The following is an 18,981-nucleotide window of genomic DNA, read 5'->3' as shown; positions in this document are numbered from 1 at the left end:
CCACGCGTTGTGCCGCCAACCGAATGTGAATCGAAAGGCTCGACGATGACCGCTCCCGATCCTCGATCCTCCCCGCCCCCGCCCGAACGGTTGCCGCCGCTGGCGCGGACCGGTCGGCATCTGGGGCTGTTCCTGACCGGATTGGGCGTCGGCATCATCCTGTTCGCCTGGACCATGCCGGTCGACATGGCGGGGCCGGCCGGCTGGTATCCGGTCGTAGCGCTCATGCAGCAGCGCGATGCGCTCACCATCGTCGGGGCGGCCGGGCTGATGCTGGGCCTCTACCTGATGCTGCGCCGCCGGACGCGCTAGATCACTTCGGCATGATCAGGATGAGCGGCAGGCGCAATACGCTGCGCACGTCGGCGGCGTCGTCGGTCGCGCCGACCTCGACCGACCAGTTGATGCTCGCCCGGTCAGTCGCGCGATAGGTCACGCCGAACAGCAACCGTCCGAGTTGCAGGTCGCGCGACGTGCTCTCGACGAAATCCGGGTCCATCGGGCCGGGGTCGAGCAGCGAAGTGCGGGTGCGCGTGCCGAACGCCCAGGTGTGCGCATAGCCCAGGTTGAGCGAGGTCCGCTCGTTGAGCGCGATGCCGATCCCGGCGCTGAACGACAGCGCATCGCCCGGCTTCACATAGGTGATCCGCACCGGCGTGATCACCGTATCGACGGCGCGGCCGAAATTGCGGGTATAGCCGATCGTGCCGAACAGCACCGCCGGGTCGCTGGGCAGGATTGCGGTGACGCTGGGCGACACGCCCCAGAAGCCCGCGCCGGTGGCCGCCCGGGTCGCCTCGCCGGTCGCCAGACGGCGGATGCTGAACGGATCGCTGCCGGTCGGCGCCACGACCTGCAGGTTGCCGACCAGATAGGGCAGGCCGCGCCGCCCGGTCAGGATCTGGTAGCGTGCTGACATCTCGATATCGCCGATGCCGTTGCCCTGGGTGGAGCTGTCGATCTCACGGGCGGCGTCGTTGTTGGTGCTGCCTTGCACCGGCACCAGCACCGACGTGTCCCAGCGCTGCACGAAAGGCAGGCGCACGCCCAGCTCCAGCCGGTCGGTCAGGCCATAGCGCAGCGCGGCCGATGCGGTGATGATGTCCTGGCGGCTCTCGTTGATGTTGAACTCGCCGACCAGCACCGACTCGACGATTTCGATGCCGCGGAACAGCGCACGGTTGCGGTCGGCGCGGGCATAGTCGAACTGGAGCTCGCCGGTGAGCTGGCCCTTGCGGGTGACGACGCTGCCCTCGCTGCCCAGCACCGCGACCTCGGGCGGGCGGTCGCGCTCCGCCGGCCGCGCGCCGACGCTCTCGACCGGGGTGGACGGCACGGACGCGACCATCGTCGCCGGATCGCCGGGCGTGGCGGCGGCGCTGGCCTGCGCGACGGCCGCAGCGGGCTGGGTGGGCGGCGGCGCGGCGGCGAGGGTGCCCATTCGCGCCTCCAGCGCGCGAAGCCGCGCCTCCTGCTGTTCGATCTGGCGGCGTTGCGCGGCGATCTCGGCCCGCGCCTGGGCCAGTTCGGCGCGGAGACCGGTCGGCGGCGTCTGTGCGGCGGCGGCCGGGGGCACCAGCGCGGTCGCGGCGATCAGCGCCGCGCCCCAAGATCCACGACGGGCCGTCAACGCACCATCCCCCTCGAAGCATCCGCCGCCAGCGCGTCGACTTTCATCGCCGCCGATCCCATCGCCAGCGCGGCGGCGTCGTGCAGGTCGATGCCGATCGTCGTCACCGTGTCGATCGTCCGATCGTTGCCCGCGTTCAGGATCGCGGTGGCGACGGTCGGACCGACCAGATGGGCGATGCCGATCTGGTCGCCGGCCAGCGACACCTGGGTGCCGCCCGCCAGCGTGGCGACTGAGACCAGCCCGTCGGGCGTCCGCACCGCCGGTCCGCCCGCCGCGACCGCGATCGGCGTCAGGCCCGGTTCCGCCGCGCCCGCGCCGGCCGCGCCGATGCCGCCGACGCGGATCGTGCTGACCGTGGGCGGCACGATCTGCGCGCCCGAACGGCGGTCGAACAGCACCGACGCGCCGCTGGTCAGCACCGGCGCCGCCGGAGCCGCGCCGGCGGCGGTAGGGGGCGCAGAGGCGCTTCCGTCCGATCGGCCATAGACCTGCACGCGCGACCCCTGGTCGACGGTCAGCACCGTGCGCAGCACCAGCGCGCCGTTCAGCATCGTGTCGCTGGTCACCGACAGGGCCAGCGATCCGCCGCCCGGCAGGATGAACTTGCCGGTGATCGTGGCCAGTTCCGCATCGGCCAGCGGCTCGCCAAGATCCTGGGCGGGCAGCGGCGCGGCGGCGGCGAGGGCGAGCAGGGCGGCAAGCGGCAAGGGGCGACGCATGGTCAGAAATCCCGGTAGAAGGGGGCGCTCAGCGTCAGCGCCTGGACGCTCAGCGGGTCGAGAAAGGGCTGGCCGACCGGCGCGCGGGCGATCGGCTGCCACTGGCGCGGGCCGTTGAAGTTGCTGGTCCCGACCTGCGGGGCCGAGGTCAGCACGAAATAAATGCCGTTCCACATCGACTGGAACTGCGCGCGCGGCACCGCCTTCAGTCCCAGCGACGGATCGCCGAGCAGCACGTGCTCGGCGGTGATCCCCTTCACCACGACGAAGTGGCGATAGCCCTTGAACGTGATCAGAGCGATGCCGGGCAGCCTGCGCCCCGCGATCGCATCGAGCGTGACCTTGTAGCCGTCGGCGCGAAGCTGGTGGTCGGCCAGGTAGCGTTTCATGTCGAGCAGCGAGAAGCCGACGCGGCGGATCTGCGCCTGGTCGCCCTGCCGCCACATGCCGGTGAACACGTCCGTCTCCGACCGGGGCAGGCCGTAATGATAGCGCAGCAGCGTGGCGAGCGCCGCCGATCCGCAGCTGAAATCATATTGCTGGCGGATCACGGTGGCGAATTTCCGCGCCAGCATCGAGGCGACCGGGACCTGATAGTCGGCGATCGGCCCGGACGCCGCCGCGAAGCGCGGATCGGCGGGCCGGATCTGCGCCGCACACCCCCCCGCGCCGAGGCCCAGGGCCAGGATCGTCAGGGTGCGGGCCGTCGTCATTGCGGCGCCAGGTTGATGACGACGTTCATCGCCGAATTGATCGCGACATTGTTGCCACTGTTGGCGCTGATCACCGCCAGGCCCGACAGGTTCGAAAAGGCCTGTCCATCGATGGTGACGGTGCCGGTGACCGAGTTGCCGACGACCGAATTGTTCTGGACGGTGTTTCGCTGGTCGGCCTGGGCAATCAGGGTGCCGCGATCCTCGCGGCCGGCGATGGCGCCGAGATCGGCTTCGCTGAGCGCCACCCCCTGCGTGAAGGCGGTGCCCGGTTGCGGCTCCTGGTCCTGCGCCATGACGGGCGTGGCGGCGAGGCCGATGGCCAGTCCGGCGGCGCGGATGATGGTGCGCATGACGATCCCCTCTGTTGGACAAGGACTTGGGGCAAAAAGCGAGGCGGGCCGCCCCTGTCGCCGGCCCGCCCCGTCAGGACGGTCAGCGGGTAATGTCGCCCGTCGTGACCGCCACGCTGACATTGGCGTTCTGCGACGCGCCGGCCCCGGTGTTGAGGTTGAGCGCCTGCATCCCGGCGAAGTTCTGGAACGCGGTGTCGCCCGTCGTCAGGCTGTTGTCCGTGGTGCTGGACTCGCCTGCGGACCCCGCGAAGCTGACCTTCACGCCACTGACATAGTTGGACAGCGCCGAACTGGCGACCACCGCGCTGTCGGCGAAGGTGCTGCTGGGCGACACGGTCGAGTCGCCGGCCGTCTCCGTCGTCGTCGTGGTGTAGGCCAGCGACGAATTGTCGGTGTTGTAGGTCTGGTTGTTGTTGTTCGTCGTGTTGTTGCTGTCGTTGGTCGACGAGTCGGTGTTGTAGGTCTGATTGTTGTTGGCGACGCTCGTGGTGTTGCCGCTGTCGTTGGTCGAAGCGTCGGTGGTGTAGGTCTGGTTGTTGTTGTTGGTCGTGGTGTTGGTGGCGGTGTTGTAGCTGTCGCTGGTGTTGCCGCCGTTGTAGCTGCTGTTGGTCGAGCTGTTCGAATTCTGGCTGTCGGCGATCGAGGTGTTGCCGCCGTTGTTGCTGTCGTTGGTCGAGCTGTTCGCGTTCTGGCTGTTCGCCAGCGACGTGTTGCCGCCATTATAGCTGTCGTTGGTCGAGCTGTTGGTGGCGATGTCGCCCACCGTCGACGACGCATCGGTGTTGGTCGTCGTGCTGGTGTTGGTGGTGGAGGCGTAGCTGGTGTTGGTGCTGGTGTTGCCGCCATTGTTGCTGTCGGCGACCGAGGTGTTGCTCGTCGTGCTGGTGTTGCCGCCGTTGTAGCTGCCGTTCACCGAATTGTTGGTGTTGTCGGTTTGCGCGGTGTTGGTGTTTCCGCCATTGTTGCTGTCCGCGACCGATGTGTTGGTGCTGGTATTGGTCGTGTTGACGGTCGAGGTGTTGCCACCATTGTTGCTGTCGGCGACCGAGGTGTTCGACGTGTTGTCGGTGGTCGTGTTGCCGCCATTGTAGCTGCCGTTGACCGAGTTGTTGGTGTTGTCGGTCTGGGCGGTGTTGGTGGCGGTGTTGCCGCCGTTATAGCTGTCGTTCGTCGAGCTGTTGGTCGCGATGTCGCCGACCGTCGAGGACGAGTCGGTGTTCGTCGTGGTGTTGGTGGCGGTGTTGCCGCCATTATAGCTGTCGTTCGTCGAGCTGTTGGTCGCGGTCGACACATCGCCCACGGTCGACGACGAGTCGCTGTTGCTCGTCGTCGTCGAGGTCGAGGCGGTGTTGTAGCTGTCCGCGATCGAATTGTCGGTATTGACGGTGGTGACGGGATTGTTGCTGTCGTTGATCGAGCGGTTCGAACTGTCGGTCGTGACGATGTTGCCGGAATCGGCGATGTCGCCAGTGGCGAGGCTGCCGTCGCGGGCGGCCGCGGTGCCGGCGGAATTGTTGCCGTCCTGCGCGCTGGCGACCGATGCGGTGGCGGCGAGCAGCGCCGCGACCGAAGTGCTGATGATCAGGCTCGTTTTCATCCCCGTTATCCTCTCTTGCGGATCAAGAAGCGGTGTCCCCGATCCCGAGGATGCATCGCCCGTCCCATTGGACCGGTGGTTAACTAGATGTTCATCTTGGCCGGCCGCCCCCTCCAGCCGGGGAAAATCGCGTACCCGGCTGGGGGAAATCGTTCCCCCCGGATGGGGGGAGGACCAGGGTGGCGGGCACGAAAATGGCCGCCGCCCCGGGGGCGACGGCCGTTGAGGGCGATCTTGCCCGGATCGGGGCGGTCAGGCCGATTCGAACAGGAAGTCGCCGCGCACCGCCCTTTGGTAACGCAACATCAGTTGCAGCAGGTCGCTTTGCCGGTGCGTGTCGGTCTTGGCGAAGACCTGCTTCAGATAGGTGCGGGCGGTATCCGGTTTGATGCGCATCTGCGCGGCGGTCTCGACCAGTGGCAGGCCGCTGACCAGGTGCGAGACCAGTTGCGTCTCGACCGGCGACAGGCCGTGGAGCTGGCAGATCGCCTCCAGCCCCTGCGCGACGCTGCATTCGGGCCGCATCAGATAGACGATCGCGGCCGCCTCGCCCTGGTCGCCGCCGTCCATGCCGCCATCGGCCCCCTCGCATCCCGTGGGGGCGATCACCGCGATCAGCGGGCGCTGCGCGCTGCTCCGTTCCAACAGCATCATCAGGCTGCGGCTGCGGCCGGGCTTGGCATGGAGCGGCGGGGCGATCACCGCGTCGAGCGCCGCCTGGAAGCGGATCACGTCCTGGTAGCGTTCGGGGCGTAGCAGGTTGCGGCGCAGCTCCATTCCGTCCGCCACGTTCAGGATCGCCTGGGCGGCGGGGTTGGCGAACAGCACGCTATGGTCGGCGCGGACCAGCACCGTGCCGCACTCGCTCTGCCGCAAGGCCGCCGCCAGTGCGCGGTGGCGGCGTTCGGCGAGCGCCAGGTCGACCGTGACCTCGTGCATCGCGCCCGCCATTGCGCCCAGCCCCGGGGCCAGCGCCAGCACCTGGACGATCACCGCCTCCTCCTCCAGCTGGTCGCAGGCGAAGAGCAGCAGCAGATGGCCCGCGCCATGCTGCATCGGCGTTTCCACCGCCAAGCCGCAATAGTCGGGCGCGCCGGCGTCGCGCACCCAGCCATAGCCGCGCCGCGACAGCTCCACCTCGACGCGCAGCAGGACGCGCAAGGCGGCCCGCGCCTCGTCGTTGCGCGCGGTGAAGCCGCAGGGGCGGATGATCGCACCCATCGCGCGATCGTCATGCGGGATCAGGCAGCCGGCGAGCGCGCCGACCGTGCGGCAGATGCCGTCGAGGAACCGGTCCAGCGTATCACGGCTCTCCGGCGCGCGGTTCGGGCCGGGCGGCCGGGCGACCAGCGTTATAGGGTCGGCGATGTCCGAGTCGCTGCCTAGCATCAAACTCTCCTGTTCGTCGCATCCTGCCCCGGATACCGGCTGTTTGCGGGTCGAGCCCCGATATCGTTCGCCGATCATCCTTATGGCGCAGGATGTTAGGTCCGATCCGTAACTTATGTGAAGGATGTTAAATATTTATTCATAATGGTGGGGTCGGGGCCAAGACCCTCCGCAACGCAAGGCGCCCCCGCCGCTGGTCGAGCGACGGGGGCGCAGAGTACTTGCCGATGGACGGGGGGATCAGCCGAAGATGGCGCCCCACTTGCGGACCGGACGGTCCTTCCACAGGCCGCGATGATAGGCGTCGGAGGCCAGCAGCGGCATCACCGAGCCGGCCTCGGCGAACACCATCTGCTCGATGCCGGTGTTCACCTTGCCCCAGCTCGCCGCTTCCTGCAGCGTCGAGGAGGAGCAGGCGCCGTCGCGCACGTCGGCGACGGTGATCTGCACCGCGTACTTATGCACCTGCACGTCCTCATGGCCCAGGATCTCGGCGCAGACGACCGTGTCCTGGATGAAGTTCTTCGGCACGCCGCCGCCGATCATCAGCAGGCCGGTGGTGCCCGCCTGGATCTTGATCTCGGTCAGCTCGCGGAAGTCCGCGACCGCGTCGATCATCAGGTACGGCTTGCCCGCTTTGGCCTGGTCGACCTGGTGCTTGACCAGACCGAAGCCGGCCGAGGAATCGACGAACGCCGGGCAGAAGATCGGCACGTCATGCTCATAGGCGAGCTTGACCAGGCTGTTCTCCTTCTTGCCGTGCTCGACCAGATACTTGCCCATCGCCCGGATGAACTCGCGGCTGGAATAGGCGCGCGGCTCCAGCTCGTTCGCGATCTTGTTGATCGTGAAGTCGCAGTCCTGGAGCTGCTCCTCGTCGATGTACGTGTCGTAGATGCGGTCGATGTAGAGCGAGCGCAGCGTGTCGTCGTCCGGCACCTCCAGCGCCTGGTAATGCTTGTGGCCCAGGCCCTCGAAGAAATCCATGTCGACGATCGACGCGCCGGTCGCGACGATGCCGTCGACCATGTTGTTGCGCACCAGCTCGGCATAGAGGTCCATGCAGCCGCCGGCCGAGGTCGAGCCGGCGATCACCAGGAAGATCGAGCAGTCCCTGTCCGCCAGCATCTGGTTGTAGATGTCGGTGGCGCGGCCCAGGTCGCGGCTGGTGAAGCTCATCTTCTTCATCGCGTCGACGATCGGGCGCGCGTCGAACGAAGTGATGTCGATATGCTCGACCTGGGTCGAGAGCAGCTCGGCCTTGCGGGTGTCGTTGATCGGAGAATCGGTCATGATGGTTCCATCATCATCGAGAAGCCGCCGTCGTTAAGGGGACGCGGGAACCCGGCAGTGCCGCCCGCGACAAACGCGCGAACGGGGTTGGTGGACGGTGTCGGCGCGGTAGCGCGGCCGACGCCGCAATGCCACCCCGCCCCCCGTCCGCCGGGGCGGGTGGGGGGAAGGGCGGGATAGGGTGATCGGGTTACAGCTTGACGACGTTGCTCGCGCGGGCCGCCACGGCCGGGGCCGCATAGACCGACAGCATCGGCTCGTCGTCGGTGACGACGGTCTCGCCGGTGCCGAAGCCGTTGAAACCGGTCCGCATCGCGACGCCGTAGGCCCCCAGCATCCCGATCTCGACATAGTCGCCCGTGTTGGTGTCGGCCGGCAACGGGAACGGACCCTTCATATAGTCCAGATCGTCGCAGGTCGGGCCCCAGAAGCTGAAGTCCATGTCGCGTGCGTCCGACTCCGGCTTGCGCAGGAGCTGGACCGGATATTTCCAGCCGATATGCGCCGCATCGAACAGCGTGCCATAGGCACCGTCGTTGATGAACAGCTCATCGCCGCGGCGACGCTCGACGCGCACCACGACCGAGCTGTACTCGGCGCACAGCGCCCGGCCCGGCTCCGCCCACAGCTCGGCCGAATAGGACACAGGCAGGCTCTCGAACGCGCGATGGATCGTCTCGAAGAAACGCTCCAGCGGCGGCGGGGTCATGCCCGGATAGGCCGAGGGGAAGCCGCCGCCGACATCGATGACGTCGACCGTCACCGCTGCCGCGACGATCGCCGCGCGCACCCGCTCCATCGCGTTGCTGTACGCGTCGGGCGACATGGTCTGGCTGCCGACATGGAAGCAGATGCCGAGCGCGTCGGCGACCTGGCGGGTCGCCATCAGCAGCTCCGCCGCCTCCGCCGGGTCGACGCCGAACTTCGAGCCCAGGCTCAGCTTGGCGAACTCGGAGGACACGCGCATCCGCACGCACAGCGTCAGGTCGGTGGCGCCGTCGGTGCCACGGACGATCTTCGCCAGCTCTTCCATGCTGTCAAGGGAGAAGGTCCGCACGCCATGGACGAAATACGCCTCGGCGATCGCTTCCTCGGACTTGACCGGATGCATGAAGCAGCAGGTCGCCTCCGGCAGGGTCGACTTCACCAGACGCACTTCGGCGATCGACGCCGTGTCGTAGAAGGTGATGCCGTTGTCCCACAGGACACGGAGCAGATCGGGAGACGGATTCGCCTTGACCGCATACATCGACCGGCCCGGAAACCTCTCGACGAAGAATCGGGCGGCCCGTGCCGCGGCATGGGGGCGAACGAGCGTGACCGGTTCGACCGGCTTCCGCTTGGCGATATCGATGCCGCGCTCCAGGACGGAGGAAACGGCGGTCGTACGGGCCGCTAGCCCCAGCGCGCTATGATGCTTGTGCAACTCAAGGGACCTCCAATTGCCTTGCGGCATACGGTGACAAAAGCTGCCTTGCGGTTGGAAGTCCCATGGGGCAGCGGAGGCGCGATCTATGGTCGCCGAACCCACATGTAAAGTGGTTGAATCGAGGGAGCGGTAAAAAGTGACAATCCTGCGACAGCCGACCCGCGCCGGGGTGCGCGACGCTGCGGAAAAGCTGGCGCGGGTGGTGCCGCCGACACCGCTCTACACGGCGGAGATTCGCGGCCGGACCGTGTTCCTGAAGGCCGAATCATTGCAGCCCATGGGGGCGTTCAAGCTGCGCGGGGCGTGGCACCGGCTGACCGCGCTGGACGAGGGGCAGCGGCGACGCGGCGTCGTCGCCTTCTCGTCGGGCAATCACGCGCAAGGGGTGGCCTGGGCGGCGAAGCGACTCGGCATCGCGGCCACCATCGTCATGCCGGCCGATGCGCCGCGCGCGAAGCGGGAGGGGACGCTGGCGCTGGGCGCGGAGGTGGTCGCCTATGACCGCGCGACGCAGAGCCGCGAGGCGATCGCCGCCGCGCTGGCGGAGGCGCGCGGCGCGGTGCTGGTGCCCAGCTTCGACGATCCCTGGATCATCGAGGGACAGGGGAGTTGCGGGGTCGAGGCGGCGGCGCAGATGCAGGCGCTGGGCGTCGGCGCGCCCGTTCAGGCGGTGGTGCCGTGCGGCGGCGGCGGGCTGGCGGCGGGGATGGCGCTCGCCCTGCCCGAGGCGCGGATCACGGTGGTCGAGCCAGAGGGCTGGGACGACATGCGCCGCAGCCTGGAGGCGGGCTGGATCGAGCCGGTCGGCGACGCGCCGCCGCCGACCGCCTGCGATGCGCTGCAGACGCCGCGCGTATCGCCCCTGACCTTCGACGTGCTGGCGCGGCGCGGGGCGGAAGGGTTGGCGGTCAGCGAGGCCGCGATCGGGCGCGCGCAAGCCTGGGCGGCGGAGCGGCTGCGGCTGGTGATCGAGCCGGGCGGCGCGGTGGCGCTGGCGGCGGTGCTGACCGGGCAGGTGGCGCCGGCGGACGGCACGCTCGTGGTGCTGTCGGGCGGCAATGTCGACTTGGCCGCCTATGCGCGCGCGCTGGCGGCGGCGGGCACCGCGTGACCGGGCCGCTCGGCGGCATCGCGGCGGCCGCGCCGAGCCTGGCGATGCTGGCCTGCTTCGCTTGCCTGATCGGCGGCGTGCGGCTGATCCGGGGGCGGCGCGACCGGCGCAAGGGCGTGTTGATGATCGTGCTGGCGGCGGTGCTGCTGGGGAACGTGGTGATCTGGTCGATATAGCACGGCAGGCGGATTTCGCGCTCTGCCCGGCGTTCCAGGCGCCCGTCCCAACACGAAGCCCGCCGGTCGAGCGACCAGCGGGCTTCATCCGCGATCACGCCGAAGCGGTCGCGATCACTTGATCGGCGAGCGCGGGTCCAGGCGCATGTCGAGATAGCGGTCCACCGACCCCATCAGCTCGGGCATCTCATGCTCGAAGAAATGGTTCGCCTTGGGAATCGTGTCGTGGTGGATGGTGATGTGCTTCTGGGTGCGCAGCTTGTCGACCAGCTTCTGCACCGCGCCGGGCGTCACCACCTCGTCCTGCTCGCCCTGGATGATGATGCCCGAGGAGGGGCAGGGGGCGAGGAAGGTGAAGTCGAACATGTTGGCGGGCGGCGCAATCGAGATGAAGCCGCGGATCTCCGGCCGGCGCATCAGCAGTTGCATGCCGATCCACGCGCCGAAGCCGAAGCCCGCCACCCAGGTCGTCGACGCTTCCGGATGGAAGCTCTGCACCCAGTCGAGCGCCGAGGCGGCGTCGGACAGCTCGCCGATGCCGTTGTCGAACACGCCCTGGCTCTTGCCGACCCCGCGGAAGTTGAAGCGCAGCGTGGCGAAACCGCGCCGCTGGAACGTCTTGTAGAGTTCCTGCACGATGCGGTTGTTCATCGTGCCCCCGGAGGAAGGATGCGGGTGCAGGATCATGGCGACGGGCGCGCGCGGCCGGGGGGCGGGGGCGAAACGCCCCTCCAGGCGACCCTCGGGTCCGGGAAAGATGACTTCGGGCATCGGAAAACTCGGGCTAGGCCCCAGGGTGGAGCGGGAGATATGGGGCGCTATATAAGCCTCACGCCTCCTTCCGCAATCGAAACGGCCCCGGCTTTGCGCACCTATCTCGATCATGCCGCCACCACGATGATGACCGACGCCGCCCGTGCGGCTGTCCTGGAGGGGATGGCGCGCTGGGCCAATCCGTCCAGCCCGCACGCCGAAGGGCGGGCGGCGAAAGCGGCGCTGGAGGATGCGCGGGGCGCGGTGGCCGCCGCCTATGGCTGGCGGCACGAACTGCTGTTCACCAGCGGGGCGAGCGAGGCGCTGGCGATCGCGCTCGGCCGCTTCCAGCCGGCGGGGCGCATCCATGTCAGCGCGGTCGAGCATGACGCGGTGCTGCGCGTGCGCGCCGATGCGCGGACGCTGCCGGTGGGCGCGGACGGGCTGGTCGATCCGGCTGCGCTGCGGCCGGCGCCGGGCGACCTGGTCGCGGTGCAATGGGCGAATAGCGAGACGGGCCTGCGCCAGCCGATCGCGGCGATCGCGGAGGCGGTCCATGCGGCGCGCGCGCACCTGCTGGTTGATGCCGCGCAGATGCCGGCAGGCGCGGACCCGGCGCTGGCCGGCCATGCCGACCTGATCGCCCTGTCGGCGCACAAGCGCGGCGGGCCGCCGGGGATCGGCGCGCTGCTGGTCCGGGACCTGGCGCTGCTGAGCCCCAGCGGTGGACAGGAGCGCGGCTATCGGCCGGGCACCGAGAACCTGCCGGGGGCGCTCGGCTATGCCGCCGCGCTCGCCGAGCCGGAGCCGGATCATGCGGAGCTGCGCGCGATGCTCGATGACCGGATCACGCGTTCGGGCGGCATCGCCGTCGCGGCGGGCGGCTGGCGGCATCCCGCGATCGGCGCCTATCGGCTGCCCGGCGTCGCCGCGACGACCCAGCTGATCCGCCTCGACCTGGCAGGCTTCGCGGTGTCGGCCGGCAGCGCCTGCGCCAGCGGCAGCATGAAGCCCAGCCACGTGCTGGCGGCGATGGGCTGGCGCGCCGAGGACAGCCGCGAGGTGATCCGCGTCAGCTTCGGTCGCACCACAACGGTGGCGCAGGTTGAGGCGTTCGTCGTCGCGTGGCGCGCGATGGCGCGGGCGACCGGCCGGTTCGCGGCATGACCTATCTCGACTACCAGGCGACGACGCCGCTCGCGCCCGAGGCCCTGGCGGCGATGCTGCCCTGGTTCACCGACCAGCATGGCAATCCGCACAGCGCGCATCGCGCCGGGCGCCTGGCGCGGGCGGGGGTCGAGGTGGCGCGCGATTCGGTCGCCGCGCTGCTGCCGGCGGGCGGGCGGCTGGCCTTCACCGGCGGCGCGACCGAGTCGATCAACTGGGCGATCAAGGGAAGCGAGGGCGGCATCGTCACGATCGCCACCGAACATGCGGCCGTGCTCGACAGCGTCGCGGCCGAGGCGGCGCACGGGCGCGACGTCACGATCCTGCCGGTCGGCGCGGATGGGCTGGTCGACCTGGCCGCGGCGCGCGCGGCGATCCGCCCGGGCGTCGGGTTGGTCGCGGCGATGCTGGTCAACAACGAGATCGGGGTGATCCAGCCGGTCGCCGACCTGGCTGCGCTGGCGCACGCGGTCGGTGCGACGATGCTGTGCGACGCGGTGCAGGGCTATGGCCGTGTCGCCATGCCCGAAGGCGTCGACTGGATCGCGTTGTCGGCGCACAAGGTCCATGGTCCCAAGGGGATCGGCGGCTTGTGGATGCGGAACGGGGCGCCGGCGACGCTGCTGCACGGCGGCGACCAGGAGGGCGGCCGGTCGGGCACGCTCAGCCCGGCGCTGTGCGCGGGATTCGGCGCGGCGGCGACGCTGATGCGCGAGCAGGCGGCCGTGGATACGGCGCATGTCGAACACCTGTGGCAGGCGGCGCGCGCGACCCTGTCGCCGGCGCGCGGCTGGACGCTGAACGGCGATTCGGCGCGGCGATACCATGGCAATGTCAATGTGCGGCGGCCCGGCCTGGATGTCGCGCGGCTGATGAGCGATTGCCGCGACCTGGCCTTTTCCGCCGGATCGGCCTGCGCCAGCGGTTCGGGGCGGTCCAGCCATGTGCTGCGCGCGATCGGCTTGTCGGAGGCGGCGGCGCGGTCGTCGATCCGCATCGGCTTCGGCCGCGACACGTCGGAAGTCGCGCTGGTCGCCGCGCTGGAGCGGATCGCCGACGCGGCGGCGGCGCAATGATCCCGCTGGTCTTCGAGCATCGCGGCGGGCGCGTGGCTGTCGAGGCAGACGTCGGGGCGCGGCTGCTCGACGTGGCGCAGGCGGCGGGGATGCCGCTGGAGGGGACGTGCGGTGGCCAGCTCGCCTGCGCGACCTGTCATGTCGTCATCGCCGCCGAGGATGCCGACCGCCTGCCGCCACCGAGCGAGGCGGAGGAGGACATGCTCGACCTGGTGCCCGCCGCGACGCGCACCAGCCGGCTGGCCTGTCAGGTGCGCCTGACCATGGCGCAGGCGGGCATGATCGTACGCGTGACATAAATTGTTACAAACGCAATCGTTTTCGGTTGACATTCCTGACAGCGCGACAACGGCGGGTTCAGCCGTGATCCATCGCCATGGTCGTAATCCTCTGGTCATACCCGCTTCATCCGGCGGGTGCGTAACGGAGTATCGAGCCATGAAGATTGCAGCACTGATCGGTGCCGGCCTGCTCGCCACCGGAACCCTGGCCGCCCTGCCGGCCGAGGCGCAGCGGTGGGACCATCGCGGACCCGGCTGGGATCGGGGCCCCGGCTGGGAGCGCGGGCCGGGCCGGCATTACGGCCATGGCTATGGCTGGCGTGACGATCGCGGACCTCGGTGGCAGGGCGGCCATCGCTGGGATCGCGGGCCGCGTTGGGCCCATGGCCGGGATCGCGGCCGGTTGATCTGCGAGCGCGGCTATTACGGCCGGCAATGCTATCGCGTCTATCGTTAAGCCCTCGACGAAAAGGATAAGATCATGACCATCAAGACCTTCATGGCGGCCGGCCTGGTCGCGCTCACCGGCCTGTCGCCGATCGCCCTCGCCACCCCCGCAGCGGCGCAGCGCACCGTCGTCCACGAGCGCACCGTGGTCCGCCACGATGCACGCCCCCACCACCGTCAGCGCGTCACGACCCGCAAGGTCTGCACCAACCGCTGGGTCCATGGTCATCGCGAGCGGGTGTGCCGCACCGTGCGCCGCTATCGCTGATCGACCGGCCGGGCGGGAGAGGGCTTGATCCCGCCGCCCGGCTCCGCCATAGGGCGCGCGGGAGTCGGGCGGACGTGGTCGTCGCCAACCCGGTCAGATCCGGAAGGAAGCAGCCGCAACGATTTCGCCGCGGGTCGTTCCGGCTCCCACCGCATGACATAGGGCCAGAGACGCGGATGCGTCCTGGCCCTTGTCGTATCCGCCATCCTGTCGAGTTGGACTCAGACCGGCTTGCCGACCGCGGCGCCGGTCTGCGGATAGCCGGTCTCTGCCGCATCCTCGTCGCGCAGCAACCGCCAGCCCGACGGCCCCAGCACCTCCAGGGGCCGGTAGCGCGTCTTGTACGCCATGCGCGCCGAACCCTTCACCCAATAGCCCAGGTAGAGATAGGGCAGGCCCGCCTCCCGCGCCCGCATGATGTGATCCATGATGATCAGATTGCCCAGGCCCGGCCGGATCGGCGAATCACCGCCATCCCCGTCGGTCGCGAAGAAGCTGTAGATCATTGACAGCCCGTCAGCCTGGCGGTCGGTCAGGCAGGCGCCCACCAGCTTGCCGCGTCGGCCGTTCACCGGCGGCTCGCGATATTCGACGATCAGCGAATCGACCGGCGAATGTTCGACCATGTCGGCGAAGTCGTCCTCGTCCATATTGGCCATGCCGCCGCCCGGATGGCGATGGCCAAGATAGCGGCGGAGCAGTTGGTACTGCTCGTCGGTCGCCCAGGCGCGGCACGCGACCACTTCCAAATCCGCGTTGCGTCGCAGCAACTTGCGCTGCGTCGCATTGGGCACGAAGTCGGCATTGATCACCCGCACGGATACGCAAGCGGTGCAGCCGGTGCAGGACGGGCGATAGGCCACGCCCTGGCTGCGGCGGAAGCCGATGCGGCTGAGCGCGTCGTTCAGCTCGCTGGCATGGGGGCCCGTCAACTCCGTAAACACCTTTCGTTCCTGCCGTCCCGGAAGGTACGGGCAGGGCGACGGCGTCGTGACGAAGAAGCGCGGAAAACGAAAAGGCGCGGTCACCGCCGAAAAACCCCCACAAAAGTCGTTACGCTGTTATATGTCGGTAGCGACTGGATCTGAAAAGGAGGTTTACCATCAAATTGTGTCAACGGCGTCACAGAGGCCGGATACACGATATCGGGTGGGGAACGTCCTGATCCTAGTTGCGTTGCCGAATTTCCCAATGGGAGGATTTTTATGAAGAAGTTCACCTCTGCCGTCGCCCTTCTCGCCGCGTCGGCGATCTCGGTCCCCGCAATGGCCGCGCCCGCCAATCCGGCGTCGTCGCTGTCGGTCGCCAAGTCGGTGCGCGCCAGCGCGCCGTCGGCGAAGGCCAACAAGGCGGCCGGTGGCGGCGCGCTGCTCGGTGCGCTGATCGCGGCCGGCGTCGTGGCGATCGGCGTTGTCGCCGTCGTCAAGGACGACAACTCGGACAGCAACTAATCGTGCTGCGCGGCGGGAAGGGCTTCGGCCTTTCCCGCCGTTTCCCCTTTCCCGCCGTTTCCCTTGCCATTAGATGTTCAGGCCAGTTCGACCTGGCTGGTTTCATAACCGGCATCGCGCAAGCCCGCGATCAGCCGGTCCAGATGCGCCCGGTCGCGCGTCTCGCACTCGATATCGGTGATCAGCCCCTTGGCGGGCAGTGTCGTGAAGACGCGCTGATGGTAGACCTCAATGATGTTCACGCGTTCCTGATCGAAGATCCGGGCGACGTGGAACAAGGCGCCGGGGCGATCCTGCAACCGGATGCGCAAGCGGGCCAGCCGGCCGGACCGCGCCAGGTCGCGCAGCAGCACATTGGCCAGCAGCCGCGTATCGATATTGCCGCCGCACAGCACAACGCCGACCGTCCGCCCCCGGAACCGGTCCGGATGGGCAAGCAGCGCCGCCAGACCGGCCGCGCCCGCGCCCTCCACCACCGTCTTCTCGATCTGGAGCAACAGGCTGACCGCCTGTTCCAGCTGCCGCTCGCCGACCAGCACCAGATCGTCGACCAGCGCGGCGACGATCCGCGCGGTGATCCCGCCCGGCTCCTTGACCGCGATCCCCTCCGCCAGCGTATCGCCGGCGCAGGGCAGGTCGGTGCCATGGATGCGGTTGTACATCGACGGATAGAGTTCGGCCTGGACGCCGACCACCTCGACCGGCCGGTCGGCGGCGTGCGCGACGGTCGCCAGGCCCGAGATCAGGCCCCCGCCGCCGATCGGCACGATGAACGTGTCGATATCGGGCGCATCCTCCAGCATCTCCAGCGCCAGCGTGCCCTGGCCGGCGATGATGCGCGGATCGTCGAACGGATGGACGAAGGTATAGCCGCGCTCGCCTTCCAGCACCCGGGCATGGGCATAGGCGGCGTCGAACGTCTCGCCCTCCAGCACCACGGTCGCGCCATGCCCCTCGGTCTGCACCACCTTCACGGTCGGCGTGTTGCGCGGCATCACGATCGTAGCGGGCACGCCCAGCCGGTTGGCGTGATAGGCCAGGCCTTGCGCGTGATTGCCGGCCGAGGCGGCGATCACGCCCTGCGCCTTCGCCGCGTCGCTGAGCTGGAGCAGCGTGTTGAGCGCGCCGCGCTCCTTGTACGCGGCGGTGAACTGCAGATTCTCGAACTTCAGATAGACGGTCGCGCCGGTCAGTTGCGACAGGGTGCGGCTGACCAGGGTCGGCGTGCGGACGATCGCATCGCGAATGCGCGCATGGGCGGCCCGGACATCGTCGATGGAAACGGGCAGTGTAGCCGTGGGCGCATTCACCTGAGTTGTCATCGGGCGTCGTTAGACCGTCTGGTGCGGCGTGGAAACACCGCTTATGCGCCGATGTCATGCAAGGATATGCAATCAAGGGCCTGGTCGCCCTGTCGCTGATCGCCTGGCCCGTGGCGGCGAGCGCGGACGCGTTGGTCGACAATGTCACGGGCATCACGCTGGACGCGGATGGCAAGGTCGTCCGCTTCACCGGCCTGCTGATGTCGCTCGACGGCAAGGTCACCAAATTGCTGTCGGCGAAGGACAAGCGGCCCGATAAGCTCGACTGGCGCGCGGACATGAAGGGGCGGGTGCTGATCCCCGGCTTCGTCGATTCGCATGGCCATGTGCTGGAGCTCGGCTTCCGCCAGCTCGAACTCGACCTGTCGGGCGCGCGTACGCTGGCCGAGGCGCAGGCGCGCATCCGCGCCTATGCCGCCGCCAATCCCGACCGCAAGTGGATCCTGGGCGGCGGCTGGAACCAGGAGGCCTGGGGACTGGGCCGCTTCCCCACCGCCGCCGACCTGGATGCGGCGGTGCCAGACCGGCCGGTCTGGCTGGCCCGCGCCGATGGCCATGCCGGCTGGGCGAACAGCGTCGCGCTGCGCGAGGCGGGGGTGACCGCCAAGACCGTGTCGCCGGCCGGCGGACGGATCGAGAAGAGCGGCGGCCAGCCGTCCGGCGTGTTCGTCGACGCCGCGCAGGCGCTGGTCCAGAAAGTGGTGCCGCAGCCCTTGCCCAAGGAGCGCGACCTCGCCTTTCTCAAGGCGCAGGCGCTGCTGCTGGCGAACGGCGTCACCGCCACCGCCGACATGGGCACCAGCGTCGACGACTGGCTGACCTATCGCCGCATGGGCGATATCGGCAACCTGCGCATCCGCGTGATCAGCTATGGCGCCGGCATCGAGGATACGGTGCGGATCGGCGGCAAGGGGCCGACCCCCTGGCTCTATCAGGACCGGCTGCGGCTGGCGGGCGTGAAGCTGTACGGCGATGGCGCACTGGGCTCGCGCGGCGCTTGGCTGAAGGCGCCCTACGCCGATGCGCCGCGCGAATCGGGGCTGGGCTTCCTGTCCGACACGGTGCTGCGCAACCTGATGAGCCGCGCGGCGATGGACGGCTACCAGGTCGCGGTCCATGCGATCGGCGACGCCACCAATGCCGAGGTGCTGGGCGCGATCGACGAGCTGTCGGAGACCTACAAGGGCGACCGACGCTGGCGGATCGAACATGCCCAGATCGTCGACCCGGCCGACCTGAAGCGGTTTGGCCAGCATGGCACGATCGCGTCGATGCAGCCGGTCCATGCGACCAGCGACCGGGTGATGGCGGAGGCGCGACTGGGGCCGGCGCGGCTGGCCGGGGCCTATGCGTGGCGGACGATGCTGGCGAACGGCGTGCCGCTGGCCTTCGGTTCCGACTATCCGGTGGAGAGTCCCGATCCCTTCGCCGGCTGGGCCGCCGCCATCTCGCGCGAGGATGCGCAGGGGCAGCCGCCCGGCGGCTGGCGGCCCGAAGAGGCGGTCACGCGCGAACAGGCCTGGCGGGCCTTCACCCAGGGCGGTGCCTATGCCGCCTTCGCCGAGACCAAGTTCGGGCGGTTGGCGCCGGGCCAGCGCGCGGATTTCCTGATCGTCGACCGCGACCCGACCGCCGCCTCGCCCGCCGAGCTCCGCACCACCCAGGTGCAGGAGACCTGGGTCGGCGGCGAGAAGATGTGGTCGCGGAAATAGGGCATGCCCCCCGATAGTGGAGGCGTGGTTGAAGCCTCGCGGGGGTCGCCTGGTGGAGCGGAGTCGATCGCCGCCGGTGACACCCTCG

21 protein-coding genes and 1 other RNA gene are annotated in these 18,981 nt (G+C 69.0%); 11 read left to right on the top strand and 11 right to left on the bottom strand.

From position 1 onward, the window contains the following. The first annotated feature begins 45 nt into the window (after positions 1-45). Complete coding sequence (locus GGQ96_RS03355; protein ID WP_184111488.1) at positions 46-312, top strand: hypothetical protein; 267 nt, start codon at positions 46-48, stop codon at positions 310-312. Between the two features lies 1 nt (position 313). Here the strand turns inward: GGQ96_RS03355 and GGQ96_RS03350 are convergent, their stop codons facing one another. From GGQ96_RS03350 to GGQ96_RS03315, 8 genes are all read right to left on the bottom strand, one after another. Next, a complete protein-coding gene (locus tag GGQ96_RS03350; protein ID WP_184111486.1) occupies positions 314-1,630 on the bottom strand; it encodes a transporter in 1,317 nt (438 codons plus the stop codon). After that, positions 1,627-2,352, bottom strand: coding sequence for a hypothetical protein (locus GGQ96_RS03345; RefSeq protein ID WP_184111484.1), 726 nt, complete (start codon positions 2,350-2,352; stop codon positions 1,627-1,629). The genes GGQ96_RS03350 and GGQ96_RS03345 overlap by 4 nt, the downstream gene beginning before the upstream one ends. A gap of 2 nt (positions 2,353-2,354) precedes the next feature. Next, positions 2,355-3,065, bottom strand: coding sequence for a C39 family peptidase (locus tag GGQ96_RS03340; protein ID WP_184111482.1), 711 nt, complete (start codon positions 3,063-3,065; stop codon positions 2,355-2,357). Next, positions 3,062-3,418 carry a hypothetical protein gene (locus tag GGQ96_RS03335; protein WP_184111480.1) on the bottom strand — a complete coding sequence of 119 codons (357 nt, stop codon included), beginning with the start codon at positions 3,416-3,418 and terminating at the stop codon, positions 3,062-3,064. The genes GGQ96_RS03340 and GGQ96_RS03335 overlap by 4 nt, the downstream gene beginning before the upstream one ends. A gap of 82 nt (positions 3,419-3,500) precedes the next feature. Beyond that, the gene (locus GGQ96_RS03330) at positions 3,501-5,018 is read right to left on the bottom strand and encodes a beta strand repeat-containing protein (protein ID WP_184111478.1); all 1,518 of its coding nucleotides are present in this window, start codon (positions 5,016-5,018) and stop codon (positions 3,501-3,503) included. A gap of 252 nt (positions 5,019-5,270) precedes the next feature. Next, positions 5,271-6,407, bottom strand: coding sequence for a helix-turn-helix transcriptional regulator (locus tag GGQ96_RS03325; RefSeq protein WP_184111476.1), 1,137 nt, complete (start codon positions 6,405-6,407; stop codon positions 5,271-5,273). A gap of 240 nt (positions 6,408-6,647) precedes the next feature. Beyond that, positions 6,648-7,700: a 1,9-bis(guanidino)-5-aza-nonane synthase gene (locus GGQ96_RS03320; RefSeq protein ID WP_184111474.1), complete on the bottom strand. Its 1,053-nt coding sequence runs from the start codon at positions 7,698-7,700 to the stop codon at positions 6,648-6,650. A 190-nt stretch (positions 7,701-7,890) separates the two neighbouring features. Further along, on the bottom strand, positions 7,891-9,126 hold the full coding sequence (locus GGQ96_RS03315) for a type III PLP-dependent enzyme domain-containing protein (protein ID WP_184111472.1): 1,236 nt from the start codon (positions 9,124-9,126) through the stop codon (positions 7,891-7,893). A 139-nt stretch (positions 9,127-9,265) separates the two neighbouring features. Here GGQ96_RS03315 and GGQ96_RS03310 point away from each other — a divergent pair, with 139 nt between their 5' ends. Further along, entirely contained in the window at positions 9,266-10,240 is a 975-nt protein-coding gene (locus GGQ96_RS03310; protein ID WP_184111471.1) for a pyridoxal-phosphate dependent enzyme, read from the top strand. Beyond that, a complete protein-coding gene (locus GGQ96_RS03305) occupies positions 10,237-10,416 on the top strand; it encodes a hypothetical protein (RefSeq protein WP_184112282.1) in 180 nt (59 codons plus the stop codon). The genes GGQ96_RS03310 and GGQ96_RS03305 overlap by 4 nt, the downstream gene beginning before the upstream one ends. A 114-nt stretch (positions 10,417-10,530) precedes the next feature. On the opposite strand, the gene GGQ96_RS03300 is transcribed toward GGQ96_RS03305, so the two are convergent. Beyond that, entirely contained in the window at positions 10,531-11,187 is a 657-nt protein-coding gene (locus GGQ96_RS03300; protein ID WP_184111470.1) for an alpha/beta hydrolase, read from the bottom strand. Positions 11,188-11,316: 129 nt separating this feature from the next. Between GGQ96_RS03300 and GGQ96_RS03295 the strand changes: the two genes are divergently transcribed. From GGQ96_RS03295 to ffs, 6 genes are all read left to right on the top strand, one after another. Next, on the top strand, positions 11,317-12,336 hold the full coding sequence (locus GGQ96_RS03295) for a cysteine desulfurase family protein (protein ID WP_246360123.1): 1,020 nt from the start codon (positions 11,317-11,319) through the stop codon (positions 12,334-12,336). Then, positions 12,333-13,412: a cysteine desulfurase family protein gene (locus GGQ96_RS03290; RefSeq protein ID WP_184112208.1), complete on the top strand. Its 1,080-nt coding sequence runs from the start codon at positions 12,333-12,335 to the stop codon at positions 13,410-13,412. The genes GGQ96_RS03295 and GGQ96_RS03290 overlap by 4 nt, the downstream gene beginning before the upstream one ends. Continuing rightward, positions 13,409-13,711, top strand: a complete 303-nt coding sequence (locus GGQ96_RS03285) for a 2Fe-2S iron-sulfur cluster-binding protein (RefSeq protein ID WP_184111468.1) — start codon at positions 13,409-13,411, stop codon at positions 13,709-13,711. The genes GGQ96_RS03290 and GGQ96_RS03285 overlap by 4 nt, the downstream gene beginning before the upstream one ends. Positions 13,712-13,850: 139 nt before the next feature. Beyond that, positions 13,851-14,150, top strand: coding sequence for a hypothetical protein (locus GGQ96_RS03280; protein ID WP_184111467.1), 300 nt, complete (start codon positions 13,851-13,853; stop codon positions 14,148-14,150). 24 nt (positions 14,151-14,174) lie between these two features. Next, positions 14,175-14,408 (top strand): hypothetical protein, encoded by a 234-nt coding sequence (locus GGQ96_RS03275; protein WP_184111466.1) that lies wholly within the window; start codon positions 14,175-14,177, stop codon positions 14,406-14,408. Positions 14,409-14,464: 56 nt separating this feature from the next. Further along, positions 14,465-14,562, top strand: an RNA gene (gene ffs, locus GGQ96_RS03270) — signal recognition particle sRNA small type. Between the two features lie 67 nt (positions 14,563-14,629). On the opposite strand, the gene GGQ96_RS03265 is transcribed toward ffs, so the two are convergent. After that, the gene (locus tag GGQ96_RS03265; protein WP_184111465.1) at positions 14,630-15,436 is read right to left on the bottom strand and encodes an arginyltransferase; all 807 of its coding nucleotides are present in this window, start codon (positions 15,434-15,436) and stop codon (positions 14,630-14,632) included. Positions 15,437-15,613: 177 nt separating this feature from the next. Here GGQ96_RS03265 and GGQ96_RS03260 point away from each other — a divergent pair, with 177 nt between their 5' ends. Continuing rightward, positions 15,614-15,859: a hypothetical protein gene (locus GGQ96_RS03260; protein WP_184111464.1), complete on the top strand. Its 246-nt coding sequence runs from the start codon at positions 15,614-15,616 to the stop codon at positions 15,857-15,859. Positions 15,860-15,936: 77 nt separating this feature from the next. On the opposite strand, the gene GGQ96_RS03255 is transcribed toward GGQ96_RS03260, so the two are convergent. After that, positions 15,937-17,181, bottom strand: a complete 1,245-nt coding sequence (locus GGQ96_RS03255; RefSeq protein WP_184111462.1) for a threonine ammonia-lyase — start codon at positions 17,179-17,181, stop codon at positions 15,937-15,939. A gap of 56 nt (positions 17,182-17,237) precedes the next feature. On the opposite strand from GGQ96_RS03255, the gene GGQ96_RS03250 reads away from it, so the two are divergent. Beyond that, positions 17,238-18,893, top strand: a complete 1,656-nt coding sequence (locus tag GGQ96_RS03250) for an amidohydrolase (protein WP_184111461.1) — start codon at positions 17,238-17,240, stop codon at positions 18,891-18,893. Positions 18,894-18,981 lie beyond the last annotated feature (88 nt).

Source organism: Sphingomonas abaci (assembly GCF_014199625.1).
GTDB classification, from domain to species: domain Bacteria; phylum Pseudomonadota; class Alphaproteobacteria; order Sphingomonadales; family Sphingomonadaceae; genus Sphingomonas; species Sphingomonas abaci.
This window is presented reverse-complemented; position numbering and strand designations above follow the sequence as displayed.

Excerpts from the sequence above, each read along its gene's own strand:
- GGQ96_RS03260 (WP_184111464.1), top strand. The coding sequence starts at position 15,614 with ATGAAGAAGTTCACCTCTGCCGTCGCCCTTCTCGCCGCGTCGGCGATC.
- GGQ96_RS03300 (WP_184111470.1), bottom strand. The coding sequence starts at position 11,187 with ATGCCCGAAGTCATCTTTCCCGGACCCGAGGGTCGCCTGGAGGGGCGT.
- GGQ96_RS03320 (WP_184111474.1), bottom strand. The coding sequence starts at position 7,700 with ATGACCGATTCTCCGATCAACGACACCCGCAAGGCCGAGCTGCTCTCG.
- GGQ96_RS03290 (WP_184112208.1), top strand. The coding sequence starts at position 12,333 with ATGACCTATCTCGACTACCAGGCGACGACGCCGCTCGCGCCCGAGGCC.
- GGQ96_RS03340 (WP_184111482.1), bottom strand. The coding sequence starts at position 3,065 with ATGACGACGGCCCGCACCCTGACGATCCTGGCCCTGGGCCTCGGCGCG.
- GGQ96_RS03280 (WP_184111467.1), top strand. The coding sequence starts at position 13,851 with ATGAAGATTGCAGCACTGATCGGTGCCGGCCTGCTCGCCACCGGAACC.
- GGQ96_RS03275 (WP_184111466.1), top strand. The coding sequence starts at position 14,175 with ATGACCATCAAGACCTTCATGGCGGCCGGCCTGGTCGCGCTCACCGGC.
- GGQ96_RS03295 (WP_246360123.1), top strand. The coding sequence starts at position 11,317 with ATGACCGACGCCGCCCGTGCGGCTGTCCTGGAGGGGATGGCGCGCTGG.
- GGQ96_RS03355 (WP_184111488.1), top strand. The coding sequence starts at position 46 with ATGACCGCTCCCGATCCTCGATCCTCCCCGCCCCCGCCCGAACGGTTG.
- GGQ96_RS03250 (WP_184111461.1), top strand. The coding sequence starts at position 17,238 with ATGCAAGGATATGCAATCAAGGGCCTGGTCGCCCTGTCGCTGATCGCC.
- GGQ96_RS03325 (WP_184111476.1), bottom strand. The coding sequence starts at position 6,407 with ATGCTAGGCAGCGACTCGGACATCGCCGACCCTATAACGCTGGTCGCC.
- GGQ96_RS03330 (WP_184111478.1), bottom strand. The coding sequence starts at position 5,018 with ATGAAAACGAGCCTGATCATCAGCACTTCGGTCGCGGCGCTGCTCGCC.
- GGQ96_RS03345 (WP_184111484.1), bottom strand. The coding sequence starts at position 2,352 with ATGCGTCGCCCCTTGCCGCTTGCCGCCCTGCTCGCCCTCGCCGCCGCC.
- GGQ96_RS03255 (WP_184111462.1), bottom strand. The coding sequence starts at position 17,181 with ATGACAACTCAGGTGAATGCGCCCACGGCTACACTGCCCGTTTCCATC.
- GGQ96_RS03335 (WP_184111480.1), bottom strand. The coding sequence starts at position 3,418 with ATGCGCACCATCATCCGCGCCGCCGGACTGGCCATCGGCCTCGCCGCC.
- GGQ96_RS03285 (WP_184111468.1), top strand. The coding sequence starts at position 13,409 with ATGATCCCGCTGGTCTTCGAGCATCGCGGCGGGCGCGTGGCTGTCGAG.